Here is a 13,913-nt window from a genome sequence, read left to right on the forward strand (position 1 = left end):
GCGCGGCACCGCTTTCCGCTCCGCCGCCAAACCGGCTAGCATGGCGGCGGGAGGAACCAGATGTTCTCAGTGTCCGCGTGCTTCTCCGAGACCTATGCGGAGGCGCGCCCCAAATTCTGCGCCGCCGCGGCCGAGGCCGGCGGCTCCCTGCGGTCATGGCTCAATCCCAAGGCACGCGGGCCGGGCGGCGAGCGGCTGTTTCTGGATACGGCGCGCTTCGGTGCGGCCGACGCCGCGAACATGCTGGTACTGATCGCGGGAACGCACGGCGTCGAAGGCCACTGCGGTTCGGGCGCCGAGATCGCGTGGCTCAAGTCGGGCGGCCCGGCCCGGCTCCCGCCCGACACCGGCGCGCTGCTCATCCACGCGCTCAATCCGTATGGTTTCGCGTGGACCCGCCGCGTCACCGAAGACAATGTCGATCTCAACCGCAACTTCGTCGACCACGACAAGGGCTACCCGGGCAACGACGGCTATCTCGCCATCGCCGACGCTGTCCTGCCGCTGGCCTGGGACGAAGTCAGCCGGGCCGAAACGGAACGCGTGTTCGCGGCCTATGCCCAGAAGCACGGCGCCTTCGGCCTGCAGGGCGCGCTCAGCGGCGGCCAGTACACCCATCCCGACGGAATCTTCTTCGGCGGCACGACCCCGACCTGGAGCAACCGGACGGTGCGTGCCATCGCCCGCGAGGAACTGTCGCGGGCCCGCCGCGTCGGCATCATCGACTTTCACACCGGCCTCGGCCCGTTCGGACATGGCGAGCTGATCTGCGCCGTGTCGTCCACCGCCAGGTCCTTCGCCCGCGCCAAGGCCTGGTATGGCGAGGAGATGACCTCGCCCGAAGGCGGCACCTCGACCTCGGCGGTCGTCGTCGGGGTCATGACCGACGCCTTCCCGCAGGAACTGCCCGATGCCGAGGTCACATCGGTCGCCCTGGAATACGGCACCTATCCCGTGCCCGAAGTGCTCACCGCCTTGCGCGGCGACAACTGGCTGCATCATCGCGGCGATCTCGGCTCGGAACAGGGGCGGGCTCTCAAGGCCGACATCAAGGAGCGCTTCTTCCCTGCCGGCGACAAATGGCGGGAGATGGTCTGGGCGCGTGCCGATCAGACGATCGGCTGGGCCCTCAAGGGGATGACCGGGGGATGAGCCTCGCCGAGGCGAGCGGGGATACCGCGCGGCAGAGGCTGCAGAAGGTCCTGCAGCAGACGCCGCTGTTCGCCGATCTCGATCCCGAGGCTCTGAAGGTCGTCGAACGCGAATTGACGCTGCTGGTGCTGCCTGGGGGCGCTTCGCTCTTCCGCGTGGGCGAACCCGCCGATGCGGTATATGTCGTCACCAGCGGCTGCCTTGGCGTCTTCCGCCACGAATCGCAGGCCGAAGCACTCGAACCGATGCTGATCGCCGAGGTTCCGCCCGGCAACCTGGTCGGCGAGATGTCGCTGCTGTCACAGGGCAAGCGAACGCGCAGCGTCGCCGCACTGCGCGACAGCGAAGTCTGGCGGCTGCCGCAGACCAGCTTCAACGCGCTCACCTCGCATCACCCCGAAGTGCTGCCGGCACTGATGCGCAGCGTGGTTTCGCGCAATGCCGCCGACGCCGACGCGGGCAAGCGTCGCCGCCAGCCGCGAACCTTCGCCCTGCTGCCGAGCGGGCCTGACGTTCCGGCGGCGCGGTTCGCCGTCCTGCTCGCCAATGCACTCGGCCGCATCGGAAACCAGGTGCAGATGCTGGGATCGGAATCGCTCGACCAGGAACCGGAATGGTTCGCGCGCTGCGAGATGGAATCGTCGTTCGTGCTCTACCGTGCCGATCCGACGTTGACGCCGTGGACCGAACTCTGCCTGCGCCAGGCCGACTGCCTGGTCGTGATGCGCAATGCCGACAACGATGCTCCGACCAGGGTGCCGTTCGAGATCGAGACGGCGCAGAGCGGCGCGGTCTTCCATCGCCGGCGCGAGCTGGTGCTGCTGCACGAGGGGCGGGATCCCGGCGCGGGCTCGACCGCGCCCCTGCTGGCGGGCGGCCTCTACGGCCATCACCACCATGTCAGGCTCGATATCCATGCCGATGTCGACCGGCTGGCCCGGATCCTGACCGGGCACGCCGTCGGCGTCGTCATGGCGGGTGGCGGCGCGCGCGCCTTCACCCATATCGGCGTGGTCAAGGCGTTGCGCGAAGTCGGCGTGCCGATCGACCTCGTCGGCGGGACCAGCATGGGGGCCATCGTCGCCGCCGGAGTCGCCTCGCGCTGGAACGACGAGGAGCTCGACGTGCGGTTCCGTCGGGCCTTCGTCGACAACAACCCGCTCAGCGACTACACGGTCCCCCTGATCTCCCTGTTCGCTGGCCGGCGCGTGACGCGTCTCCTGCGCATGGCCTTCGACGAGAAGGACATCGAGGATCTGATCCTCCCCTACTATTGCGTGACCGCAAACCTCACCACGTCAAAGGCCGACATCCACACTGTCGGACGGCTGTGGCGGTGGCTGCGGGCATCTGTGTCGATCCCCGGCGTGATGCCGCCGTTCAACGAAGCGGGCGAAGTCCATGTCGACGGCGGTGTGATCGACAATTTCCCGGTACGCGCCATGCAGCGGCTGGGACGCGGCATGACGATCGGCGTCGACATCGACACCGGCGGTGCGCTGGCCGCCGGTGAGGGCGTCATGGAACCGTGGTCGGCGTGGGAGTTCTTCAGCCGCCTCATCTGGAAGCGCAACGAGACCCTGCCCATTCCCTCGATCGTGCGCATCCTCCTGCGCTCGGCCCTGGTCGCCAGCACCTCGCGCGCCGCAGAGGATCGAAGCGCCGCCGAACTCCTGATCGTGCCGCCGATGACCCATATCGACCTGCTCGACTGGACCAGCTTCGACGCGGCCATCGAGGTCGGATACCGCACGACGATGGAGGCCATCGAGAAGGCCCGCACCCTCCCCGTGGGCGCGCGCCTCTTCCTGGCGTGAGTCGCGGCCCTTCCTGACGGCGCCGCAGCCGTGCTGCTTCTCTTTTACCCCACGGTTAACTACAAAGACTCCATGACGACAACCAGCGACCGGCTCACCGCCACCTTTTCCGCGCTTGCCGACCCGACCCGCCGGGCCATCCTGGCCCGGCTCGCGCTCGGCGAGACCTCGGTCGGGGAACTGGCCGAGCCGTTCGACATGTCACTGCCGGCGATCTCGAAGCATCTCAAGGTGCTGGAACGCGCCGGCCTCATCGCCCGCGGACGCGACGCACAGCGCCGCCCCTGCCGTCTGGCGGCCGCGCCCCTGCAGGAGATCTCCGACTGGGTCGCCAGCTATCAGCGCTTCTGGGAGCAGCGGCTCGACCGGCTCGAGGCCTATCTGGAACAGAACCAGCCGGGCCCGCCGTCCCGACGGAAAGGGAAACGGACCGATGCCCGCAAGAGCAGGTGAGGCAAAATTTCAGAAGCGGGAGATCCGGCGGAACCGGATCCTGCCGGCCCCACGCGCGCCGATCTTCCGCGCGTTCATCGAGTCGGATGGAGGCAGGATGTGACGAACGGCGACGCGCGGCATCTCGCGACCCTGCGGGACCTCAACCGTGAGTTCGTCCGGTCGGTCGACCAGGCCGATGTGCAATGGTTCGACCGCAACCTGTCGCAGGACTTCTTCAACACCAATCCCGACGGCACGCTGATCGACCGGGCGGCCTTCCTCGCGCAGATCGGGCGCGGATCGCCGGTGAAGGGTCTGCGCGAGCATGACGTGAAGATCCGCCTGCTGGGCGACTTCGCGATCATCCACGCCCGCACCAGCTTCACGAGGGCCGACGGCACCCCGGGCGGCGGCTGGTACACCGACGACTGGCGACTGGAGGCGGAGGGCTGGCGCTGCGTGTCGGCCCACGTCAGTCGCTCCTGACCCCCTCGGACGCCCTGTCGCGCGGTCCTGCCGCCGATACGTCACTGGCTGCCTGGCGCGTTGTATTCGCGTGCTTCGTGTCGGCGGTCTTCGCCTGGGGCTTCGGCTTCTACGCCCACGGCATCTATCTCGTCGAACTGCAGCGCCAACACGGCTGGTCGACCGGCTTCATCTCCTCCGTGGTCACCGCGCACTATGTCCTGGGCGCCTTCCTGCTGCCGCGTATTGCCGAAGCGATCGGACGCTTCGGTCCGCGCGCCGTCTTCCTGACCGGGCTATCGATTACGACCGCGTCGCTCCTGCTGCTGCCGTCGGTCACCCAACCGTGGCAGCTCGTCGCGCTCTACATCGTCATGGCGCCGGGCTGGAACGCGACCAGCGTGGCGCCGATCGCCGCCACCGTCGGCCAGTGGTTCGACCGCAAGCGCGGCCTCGCCCTCAATCTCGCGCTGAGCGGCGCCACGGTGGCCGGCCTCGCCGTCACGCCGGTCCTGCTCGCGGCGATCCCGCGGCTCGGCTTTGCCGATGCGGAGCGGCTGCTGGTCGCGATCGGCATCGTCCTGGCCGCCGGCAGCGTCGCCCTGTTCGTGCGCAAGGGCCCCCTGTCACCGAAGCCCGCGACCGTGCGCACCCATCGGCTGGCACCGATGCGCCAGTGGCATTTCTGGAGCATTTCCGCACCCTTCGCCTTCGTCCTGCTCTCGCAGGTCGGCTTCCTCACCCATCTCGTCCCGCTGGTCACGGCACGTTCCGAAGGCGGCGGCCCGTCGATCGATCCCGCGCTCGCCGTCGGCATCAACGCCGTGACGGCGCTGGTCGGCCGCCTCCTGCTGGGTCTCGTCATCGACAGGCTGGAACCGCGACGCGCTTCGGCGATCTGCTTCCTGGTGCAGGTCGGCGCCATCGCGGTGCTGGCCTGGGCGCAGGCGCCGCTGCTGGTCTACGGCGCCTGTGCCGTCTACGGCCTCTCGGTCGGAAACAACATCACCCTGTCGCCGATGATCGTTCAGCGGGAGTACACGCCCGACCAGTTCCCCGCGATCGTCGCGTTGTCGACGGCGGTGGTGCAGACCCTCTATGCCTTCGGTCCCGGCCTGCTCGGCATCCTGCGCGATCTGTCGGGCGGTTACGGACTGCCTCTTTTTCTCTGTATGGCCCTCAACATCGCCGCGGCGGCGCTGATCCTGGGGCGTCCCCGCCGGCCGGTTCGGCCAGCCTAGGACAGGAACTTCAGGCCATTCACGACCTTGTCGATGGTCTTTCTCGGTGCATGCACGCCTATGCCCACGAAGTTCATGGCATCCGCCGGTGCCACGGCGACCACCGCGCGGTTGTCGGCATCGTTGGTCGTCCCGAACATCGGCTCGATGTAGATCGCCGGCACCAGTTCGCGCGAGAGCGCGCGCTGATGGGTGCGCTGCAATTCTTCCAGCGTGGCCCCATAGACGAACATCGGCTCGCGGATCAGCGCGGTGTAGATCCGGCCCGCCGCATCGCGATAGGGCTCGCCCATCAGATGGGCATGCGTGCCGGCGAGACCGCCTGCCAGGAAAGCGGAAACGTTGGCCATCTGCCAGGCAGCCAGGTCCTTGCGCAGGATGAGGGCAGTCTTGGTTTCGTAGATCATGCCGCCCATATGAGGCATGCTGGCGCCACCGTCTTGAACATTCGTGCATGTCCACCGACCAGATACGCCTCGACCAGCCGACCGACGGTCTTCAACGACTGGCGGCGCGGTTCAGCGGCCACGCCTACGACCTGCACCGGCACGAAACCTACGGCATCGGCCTCACCCTCTACGGCGTGCAGCAGTTCCATTATCGCGGCAGCCTGCGGGCGAGCCGGGCACGGCAGGTGCTGGTGCTGCATCCCGACGAGCCGCATGACGGCCATGCCGGCGAAGGCGGCGCCTTCGCCTACCGCATGCTCTATCTCGATCCGGCGGCGATATCGCAGGCGCTCGACGGCGCCGGCCCGCCCTACGTGGCGGAACCCGTGGCCCATGACGAGGCGACGGCCCGTGCAATCGACGAGGCCTTCGTCGACTTTCCCCGGCAACTGGAGCCGATTGCCATCGACGCTCTGATCGGCCGCTTCGCCGACCTGATGGTCCGGCGCAGCGACGGCGAACGGCGCCGCTCCCGCCGCAACGTCGCGCTGCGCGCGGTGACACGCGCCCGCGATTTCCTGGTGGCCGAATCGCACCGCGTGGTCGGCTCGGAAGAACTCGAACGCGTGAGCGGCCTCGACCGGTTCGCGCTCGCCCGACATTTCCGCTCCGCCTTCGGCACCTCGCCCCATCGATTCCAGACCGGCCAGCGGCTGATGCGTGCGCAGGCGATGATCGCCGAGGGTGTTGCCCTGTCGGAAGCGGCGGCCGCGGCGGGCTTCGCCGACCAGAGCCATCTGACCCGTCATTTCGCGGCCCGCTTCGGCGTTACGCCCGGCCGTTGGGCCGCCCTTTCGCGCCGAAGTTAGAGAAGGTAGCGGCCTTCCGCGTCGAGCGGATCGGTCGCGAACCAGCCCCGTCGCAGGCCCGCGAGAACGGTCGTCATCATGGGCCGGGCCAGCGGCGCCTGGCAGGCGTGCGGCATCACGAGATCGCGCAGCACGCCCAGCAGATGGCCATCGGACTGGAAGAACGGCGTCAGCAGGTGACTGACGCGGCGATAGAAGCGAGTGGGTGGTCCGCGGCGCTGGGCGAACAGCTCCATTGCCCGGGGCAGATCATCCGCCTCGGCGAGGCTGCGCGCCAGCGCATGCGCATCGAGCAGGCCGAGATTGGCGCCCTGCCCGAGTTGTGGACTGGTGCCGTGCGCGGCATCGCCCATGAACAGGACCGGGCCGTCGTTCCAGCGCGGCAGGGCGACATGCCGGTAGGTCGCGCGGGAAAAATCGTCGGCCGCGACCGCATACTCGATCGTCGGCCCGGCCTCCGGCCACAACCACAATGCCTCGTCGCGCACCGTGTCGAGATCGAGCGGAAGATGCGCGGCAAGGTCTGCGACAGGAAGGCTCCAGAACATCGTGAGCTTGTCCGGTGCCACCGGCAACAGGCCCATCATCATCGTCGAGCCGGCCACGCGCTGGCGAAGAAGTCCCACCGCGCCGAACGCCTGGCTGTCATCGACCGTCGTCCAGATGCAGCCCCACGGATAGAGCGGCGCCCGCGCGGCCGGCATCAGCCGCTCGCGCAGGAGAGAGTGCGCGCCGTCGGCCACGACCAACAGATCGAACGGGCCATGGCGGCCGCCCAGCGCATCGACGGCGATCGCCCGCGCGCCCTCACGCACGACATCGATGATCTCGGTGTCGGTGACGAGGCGAACACCAGACGCGAGCAGACGATGATGGAGAAGGTCGAACAGGACCGACCGGCGAATGCCGAGCCCGAACGCCTCGGGATGCAGATCGCCGTAGGCGAGATCGAGGACAGGTCGTCTCTTCTGGTTCTCTCCGAACAGACCGTCGATGCGGGCACCTGCCGAGAGCGCGGCCTCAACCAGGCCGAGGGCACGCAGCACGGCGAGGCCGGTGGGTTGCAGCAGCAAGCCGGCGCCCACCGGTCGCGGCTCCCGGAAGCGCTCCAGCACGCTGACGCGGTGTCCCGAATCGGCCAGGAAACTCGCGGCCGCCTGACCGGCGACGCCGCAACCCATGATACCGACCTCCAGAGACCTCAACGCCATGGATCATCCTAGCCGGGAAACCGGCCCAACGAAAAAGGGTGGCCCGCAAGCCACCCTTCGATCCTTCGTGTCGGAGGACGGCGATCAGAGACCGCCGTTCACGACCAGGCACTGGCCGCTGACATAATCGCTGTCGGGGCTGCAGAACAGATAGACCGAACCCGCCGCTTCCTCCGGCAGGCCACCGCGGCCGAGCGGGATCATCTGGTTCATGGCCGCGATCCGGCCACCCTGGACGCCGATCTTGACCTTGCGGCCCTGGACCTCGATCTCGCCGGACTCGCCCTGGCTGAGCGGCTGGGTGAGGCGCGTCTGGATGTAGCCGAAGGCCACGGCATTGACCGTGACGTCGTAGCGGCCGAACTCCTTGGCCAGCGTCTTGGTCAGGCCGACGATGCCCGCCTTGCCCGCCGAATAGTTCGACTGGCCGGCGTTGCCGTTGACGCCCGAGGTCGAGGAGATGTTCACGACCTTGCGCACGATGCGCTTGCCCTCGGCGCGCTCCTTCTCGACCGCATCCTTGAAGTGCAGCTGGAAGGCCCGGAGGATCCGGAACGGCGCAGTCAGGTGGACGTCGAGGATGGCGTACCACTGCTCGTCGCTCATCTTCTGGATGACCGAGTCCCAGGTGTAGCCGGCATTGTTCACGACGACGTGGCAGCCGCCGAAGGCATCGACCGCTGTCTTGACGATGCGGTCGCCGAAGTCCGGCTTGGCGACGTCGCCGTTGCACATCACGGCCTTGCCGCCCATCTTCTCGATCTCGGCGACCGTCTCCTTGGCGGGCGCGTCGTCGATGTCGTTGATCACCACGCTGGCGCCGTCGCGCACCAGGCGCAGCGCGATCTCTTTGCCGATGCCGCGTCCCGAACCGGTGACGATCGCCACCTTGCCATCCATCTGACCCATGTCTCTCTCCTTCGTCTTCGGTCGCGACTTAGGCCAGCGCGACCGTGGCGCTGCCCTGAAGCGTGTCTTGGCCGTTCTGGTTGGTGCACCTGACCTCGAGATCGACCAGCTTCTCGCCGTCCTTCTCGCGCTTGCCCGTGACCTTGCCGCTGACGGTGATGACGTCGCCCACCCAGGTGATCGAGGTGAAGCGCGTGCCGAGGCCGCGCACCTGCTTCTGCGGCACCCAGGAAGTGACGAGACGTCCGAGGAAGGCCATCGACAGCATGCCGTGGGCGAAAACGTCCTTGAACCCGAACTTCTTGGCGAAGTCGATGTCGACATGGATCGGATTGTGGTCGCCCGAGCCGCCGCAGTAGAGGGCGAGCTGGTGACGGCTGATCGGCGGCAGAACCAGCGGCTTGAGTTCGTCGCCGACCTTCACGTCGGCGAATTTCGGAGCGGTTGCGGTAGCCATGATTGCCTCCCTACTTCTTGCCGGCGTCGGGGTTGCGAACGACGGTGACGCCGCGGCCCTTGGCCAGCAGCTTGCCCGCCTGGTCCTTCATCTCCATCTCCTGGACGACGAACCAGAGCGCGCCGCCCTTCTTGTCGTAGATGTCGACGACCTTTTCCTGACAGGTGACGACGTCGCCAACCACGACGGGGGCGAAGTACTCGAAATGCTGCTCGCCGTGCAGGATCAGGCCGATGTCGACGTTCAGCAGGCGCAGCAGTCCGCCCTTGTTGGGATCGTCGGCCTGCAGGGCGCGCAGGAAGGTGAGCGGCGCGGTGATGCCGCGATAGCCCGCCGCCTTGGCCGCGGCCTCGTCGGAATAGATCGGGTCTTCCTCGCCAATGGCCTTGCAGAACAGCTTGATCTTGCCGGCCTCGACCGTTGCGGTGAACGGCTTGAACTCGTGGCCGATGAGCTTCTTGTCGAGCTCCATGGATGTCTCCTCCGGGGCTTGTGCAAAGAAAAGCCCTCTCCCCGACCGCTCGAGTCAGAGAGAGGGCTTCGCGTTTCGTGACTACTCGTAGCGGCCGACGATCGCGACGCTCGAGACGTTCTCGCGCGGCGCGCCGCCGAGATTGTGCGTCATGCCGATGCGCGGGTCCTTGAGCTGGCGGGCGCCGGCGCGGCCCTGGAACTGCAGGTACATCTCGTACAGCATACGCAGGCCCGAGGCGCCGATCGGATGGCCGAAGCACTTCAGGCCGCCATCGATCTGGCAGGGGATCGTGCCGTCGGCGTCGTAGAAGCCGTTGAGCACGTCCTTCCAGCCCTCTCCGGGCTTGGAGATGTGCAGGTCTTCCATGGTGACGAGCTCGGTCACCGAGAAGCAGTCGTGCACCTCGAACATCGAGACTTCCTTGCGCGGATCCTTGATGCCGGCCTCTTCATAGGCCTTCTTCGAGGCGATCCGCGTGGTGTGGAAGTAGCTGCCGTCCCACGAATTGTGGCCCGACTCCGAGCCGTTCGAGACCGACAGCTGCAGCGCCTTCACCGAGACGATGTTCTGCTTGCCCATCGCCTTGGCGATTTCCGGCGTCGTCACGATGGCTGCGGCCGCGCCGTCCGACACGCCGCAGCAGTCGAACAGGCCGAGCGGCGAGGCAATCATCGGCGCGTTGAGGATGGTGTCCATCTCGACGGCCTTCTGGAGATGGGCCTTCGGGTTCTTGGCGCCGTTCTGGTGGCTCTTCCACGAGACGTGGGCGATCGCCTTCTTCAGGTCCTCGCCCGAGACGCCGTGGGCGGTCATGTAGGCGGTGGCGAGCTGGGCGAAGTTGCCCGGCGCGGTGCCGTTGGCGTTCCAGAGCTGTTGCAGCGGCGCGCCGCGGCCGCCCGGCAGACCACCGTAGCCGGTGTCCTTGAGCTTCTCGACACCCAGGGCGATCGCGATGTCGGCCGCGCCCGAGGCGACGGCGTAGCAGGCCCCGCGGAAGGCCTCGGTGCCCGAGGCGCACATGTTCTCGACATGCGTGACCGGGATGTTGGGCAGGCGCAGCGTGGTCGACATCGGGATGCCCGACTTGCCGACATGCACCTCGTCGATCGCGGTCGAGAACCAGGCGGCATTGAGCTGCTTGGGGTCGATGCCGGCGTCGGCGATGGCTTCCTTGTAGGCCTCGAGCATCAGCTCCTCGGCGCCGCTCTCCCAGCGTTCGCCGAACTTCGAGCAGCCCATTCCGAGGATTGCGACCTTGTCCTTGATACCACGAGCCATTGCAGGTCTCCTTGGTGGTGAGGTTGAACTCTTGAAACTAACGGAACTCTTTGACCGGGAAGGCGATCCGGGCCGAAAGGCTCAAACCGGGGCCGCCTTCCAGAAGTAACGCTTGAAGCCGCCGCGCATCTGGTCGTTGTCGCGGATGCGGAAGGTCATGCGCATCTTGGCGCCGACCTTCACCTGTTCCTTGTCGCTGTCCGTGAAGTCGGCCATGAAGCGGCCACCCTCCGGGAAGGTGATCATGCCGTAGTAGGCCGGCGGATCGGGCGAGAAGGTGAGCGAGTCGGCGGTGAACGACATCACCGACGCTTCGAGGCCCGCCATGTTGTACGGCTCCTGGCTGTCCATCGCGTGGCAGTTCGGATTGACGCAGACCGGCGTGCGCGGGAACTGGACCGTGCCGCAGACTTTGCACTTGCCGCCCACCAGGGCGTAGATCATGTCGCGCTTGCGCCACAGGATCGACAGTGCGGTCTTCTTGTCGAATTCGGCGCGCATGCCCTTGTCGATCGGCAGCATGTCGTTGAAGGCGAGGAACTTCATGTAGTTCTTCTCTTCCTTCCGGCGCGCCATCCAGCCCGACAGGCCCTTGCGCTTCGGCAGCTTGGCGTTCTCGGGCGTGACCTCGAACACCAGCACGTCGACGCCCTGACCGAAGGCCACGATCATGATCTTGTCGCCGGCCTTCGCCGTCTCAAGCGCGTCGACCAGCATGACCAGCGCGTGCGCGCAACCGGTGTCGCCGAGATTGGCGCCCAGCAGGTCGCGCACCGCTCCCTCGCCGACGCCGCAGATCTTCGCCATCTGCTTCGGTACCGCCGGCATCAGGCTCGGCATGATGAAGTGCGTGATGTCGGAGCCCTTGAGCTTGCAGGCGGCGAGCGCCGCCTTGACCGCCGGCGGGACGATCTTCGAGTAGCCCTCGTCGCGGATCCAGCGCTCTTCCCAGCCATAGTCGAACTCGGCGTCCTCGCCGCGGAAATGGTCGACGAAATCCATCGAGACCGAGTGGTGGCCGACCAGCTTGGCGATCACGTTCTCGGTGCCGCAGAGCAGCGCGGCGGCGCCGTCGCCGTAGTTCAACTCGGTGTTGGAGGCGACCCGGGTCAGGCGCTTGTCCGCCGCCGCCACCAGCGTCGGCTCACCGCCCTTGGAGGCGTTGAGGCCCGCGATCAGCGCGGAGGTGCCTGCCTTCTGCGAACCGCCGACGTCGGAGGCCAGCAGGTTCTGCTCGATGTTGAGCGCCGTGCCGATCACGCCCGCGTTCTGGCGGTCCTTGAAGGGGTGCGTGGTGGAGGCGAAGTAGAGGTTGCGGACGTCCTCGGCCTTGTGGCTGGTCAGGCAGTCGCGCGACGCCTCGACCGCCATGGTGATCGAGTCCTCGTCCCAGTTGGCCATGGAGCGCTCGCCCTTGGCGAGGCCGCGCAGCCCCGGGGCGAACCACTTGTTGGCGTCATAAACAGCCTGACGGTTGAGACGAAGGCGCGGCACATAAGCGCCATAGGCCACGATTCCGACCATCGTATCACTTCCTCCACCTGGTCCGACCGCAGTCGGTTCATAAACGAGCGTTTATGGAGTCGCTCTTAGCGCGGCTGCCCGTTCCGGGCGAGCCGCTTTTGATTCAGACCGCCGAACTTGCGGAATTATCTTCCAGTCTGCGGAACGCCGCCAGCCGGTGGCATCTCGCGAACCAGGTTCCGGTAACCCGCCCCCTCGGGGATGTGCAGGAACTTCTTGCCGTCGCGTGCTTCGACCCAGGGCAGCACCGTGACGATCTTCCGTGCCTTGGCCGCGGCGATCGCCCCGGCGACCGTCTTGCCCTCGGCCAGCAACTCGAGATTCTTGGTCGTCGCGTGGACGAGCGTGCGCTTGCCCGCCACGGCCTCGTCGATCGCTTCCTGCGGACCGATCCAGACCGAGTCGGTGGATTCCGAGCCGTCATGCAGCGCGACCTGGTCCTCCGGTGCTTCCGCCAGGAAGAACCAGGTGTCGAAGCGCTTCGGCACGAAGGTCGGCGTGATCCAGTGCGCATAGGGCGTCATCAGATCGGTCGCGATCTCGAGATCCTCGGCCTCGACCAGATCGACGATGCTCGCCTCGTCCTTGGCGAGCTTGGCGCGCCAGCGCTCCTCGATCCCCTTGAGGTCGGCGGCCCCGATCAGGGCGCGCTGGCCGCGCTTGCGGGCCAGCAGGACTCCGCATTCCTCGAACGCCTCGCGCACGCCGGCGACGCGGAACTTGAGTTCGGCATCGTCGATCCCGTCGGCGCCACCACACCGGGCCCGCAGCGACTTGTCGCCATCGGCCTCCTCGAGCTTGCCGCCCGGGAAGACCAGCGCCCCGGAGAAGGAATCGATCTGATGGTGCCGCACGACCATGAACACTTCGAGCGGAGAGCCCGCATCGCCTGGCTGGGACGGTCGCAGCAGTAGCACTGTCGTGGCGGGACGCGGCGGCGGCGCCTCTTTCTTCGGTTCGTTCATGTCTTCCTGCATTCGTGTGACGGCGAAGTGTCCCATACAAGCGGCGACAGTGCCAATGGGCGGGTGTATCCTGACAGCGTCCATTCCGCTCTGAAGGAGCACATCATGACCCTCTCCACCAACGGCCCCCTGCCCCCGAATCTCGCGGAGGGACTGAAGGTCCTGCGCGCCAAGTGGGGATGGATCGTCGCCCTGGGCGTGGTGTTCCTGATCGCCGGGTTCATCGCGGTGGGCAGCGCGGTCGCGGCCACGGCATCGGCGGTGATGATCATCGGCATCATGATGATCATGGGCGGCGCCGCCGAGATCGTCGCGGCCTTCAGCGTCAAGGGCTGGGGCAAGTTCGCTGTCTGGATGCTGCTCGGCCTGCTCTATGTCGGCGCCGGCTTCATCGCCATCATGAACCCCTTCGCCGCCGCCACCATCCTCACCCTCTTGTTGGGCGCCGCCCTCGTGGCCGGCGGCGTCCTGCGCATCTTCATCGCCTTCAGCATGAAGGCGGCCGGCAAGCCCTGGGGCTGGATCGTCGTCTCCGGCCTCGTCACCCTGCTGCTGGGCGCGATGATCATCGCCCAGTGGCCGGCCTCCAGCTTCTTCGTGCTGGGCATCTTCCTCGGCATCGACCTGATCTTCATCGGGTCGGGCTGGGTGACGATGGGCCTCGCGCTGAAGAACCGTCCCGCCGCCTGAGGCGCACTGGTTCCGGGTCGGCTACTTCCGGGTCGG

General features: G+C 67.2%; 15 protein-coding genes. 7 read left to right on the forward strand and 8 right to left on the reverse strand.

The features are described 5' to 3' along the window. Window positions 1-60 precede the first annotated feature (60 nt). From LJ725_RS20305 to LJ725_RS20325, 5 genes are all read left to right on the forward strand, one after another. Window positions 61-1,152 carry a M14 family metallopeptidase gene (locus tag LJ725_RS20305; protein WP_230552588.1) on the forward strand — a complete coding sequence of 364 codons (1,092 nt, stop codon included), beginning with the start codon at window positions 61-63 and terminating at the stop codon, window positions 1,150-1,152. Beyond that, entirely contained in the window at window positions 1,149-2,969 is a 1,821-nt protein-coding gene (locus LJ725_RS20310) for a patatin-like phospholipase family protein (RefSeq protein WP_230552590.1), read from the forward strand. The genes LJ725_RS20305 and LJ725_RS20310 overlap by 4 nt, the downstream gene beginning before the upstream one ends. A 72-nt stretch (window positions 2,970-3,041) precedes the next feature. After that, the gene (locus LJ725_RS20315) at window positions 3,042-3,422 is read left to right on the forward strand and encodes an ArsR/SmtB family transcription factor (RefSeq protein WP_230552591.1); all 381 of its coding nucleotides are present in this window, start codon (window positions 3,042-3,044) and stop codon (window positions 3,420-3,422) included. A gap of 99 nt (window positions 3,423-3,521) precedes the next feature. Continuing rightward, a complete protein-coding gene (locus LJ725_RS20320) occupies window positions 3,522-3,890 on the forward strand; it encodes a nuclear transport factor 2 family protein (RefSeq protein ID WP_230552592.1) in 369 nt (122 codons plus the stop codon). Between the two features lie 77 nt (window positions 3,891-3,967). Further along, complete coding sequence (locus LJ725_RS20325) at window positions 3,968-5,110, forward strand: MFS transporter (protein WP_230552593.1); 1,143 nt, start codon at window positions 3,968-3,970, stop codon at window positions 5,108-5,110. On the opposite strand, the gene LJ725_RS20330 is transcribed toward LJ725_RS20325, so the two are convergent. Then, on the reverse strand, window positions 5,107-5,535 hold the full coding sequence (locus LJ725_RS20330) for a DUF2000 domain-containing protein (RefSeq protein ID WP_230552594.1): 429 nt from the start codon (window positions 5,533-5,535) through the stop codon (window positions 5,107-5,109). The two genes, LJ725_RS20325 and LJ725_RS20330, sit on opposite strands and share 4 nt — an antisense overlap. Before the next feature lie 29 nt (window positions 5,536-5,564). On the opposite strand from LJ725_RS20330, the gene LJ725_RS20335 reads away from it, so the two are divergent. Beyond that, the gene (locus LJ725_RS20335) at window positions 5,565-6,368 is read left to right on the forward strand and encodes an AraC family transcriptional regulator (protein WP_230552595.1); all 804 of its coding nucleotides are present in this window, start codon (window positions 5,565-5,567) and stop codon (window positions 6,366-6,368) included. Here the strand turns inward: LJ725_RS20335 and LJ725_RS20340 are convergent. The 7 genes from LJ725_RS20340 to LJ725_RS20370 form a co-directional block, all read right to left on the reverse strand. Further along, window positions 6,365-7,579 (reverse strand): FAD-dependent oxidoreductase, encoded by a 1,215-nt coding sequence (locus LJ725_RS20340; RefSeq protein ID WP_230552597.1) that lies wholly within the window; start codon window positions 7,577-7,579, stop codon window positions 6,365-6,367. The genes LJ725_RS20335 and LJ725_RS20340 overlap by 4 nt on opposite strands. Window positions 7,580-7,663: 84 nt before the next feature. Further along, on the reverse strand, window positions 7,664-8,488 hold the full coding sequence (locus tag LJ725_RS20345) for an SDR family NAD(P)-dependent oxidoreductase (RefSeq protein WP_230552599.1): 825 nt from the start codon (window positions 8,486-8,488) through the stop codon (window positions 7,664-7,666). A gap of 28 nt (window positions 8,489-8,516) precedes the next feature. Beyond that, a complete protein-coding gene (locus LJ725_RS20350) occupies window positions 8,517-8,945 on the reverse strand; it encodes a MaoC family dehydratase (RefSeq protein ID WP_230552600.1) in 429 nt (142 codons plus the stop codon). Between the two features lie 10 nt (window positions 8,946-8,955). Continuing rightward, window positions 8,956-9,417, reverse strand: coding sequence for a MaoC family dehydratase N-terminal domain-containing protein (locus LJ725_RS20355; RefSeq protein WP_230552601.1), 462 nt, complete (start codon window positions 9,415-9,417; stop codon window positions 8,956-8,958). 81 nt (window positions 9,418-9,498) lie between these two features. After that, a complete protein-coding gene (locus tag LJ725_RS20360; RefSeq protein WP_230552602.1) occupies window positions 9,499-10,698 on the reverse strand; it encodes an acetyl-CoA acetyltransferase in 1,200 nt (399 codons plus the stop codon). An 81-nt stretch (window positions 10,699-10,779) separates the two neighbouring features. Continuing rightward, a complete protein-coding gene (locus LJ725_RS20365) occupies window positions 10,780-12,222 on the reverse strand; it encodes a hydroxymethylglutaryl-CoA synthase family protein (RefSeq protein WP_230552603.1) in 1,443 nt (480 codons plus the stop codon). A 125-nt stretch (window positions 12,223-12,347) separates the two neighbouring features. Beyond that, entirely contained in the window at window positions 12,348-13,187 is an 840-nt protein-coding gene (locus tag LJ725_RS20370) for an NUDIX hydrolase (RefSeq protein WP_230552604.1), read from the reverse strand. Window positions 13,188-13,292: 105 nt separating this feature from the next. Between LJ725_RS20370 and LJ725_RS20375 the strand changes: the two genes are divergently transcribed. Continuing rightward, a complete protein-coding gene (locus tag LJ725_RS20375) occupies window positions 13,293-13,877 on the forward strand; it encodes an HdeD family acid-resistance protein (protein ID WP_230552605.1) in 585 nt (194 codons plus the stop codon). Window positions 13,878-13,913: the final 36 nt, after the last annotated feature.

Origin of the sequence: Reyranella aquatilis (genome assembly GCF_020880995.1) — a bacterium.
Lineage (GTDB): Bacteria > Pseudomonadota > Alphaproteobacteria > Reyranellales > Reyranellaceae > Reyranella > Reyranella aquatilis.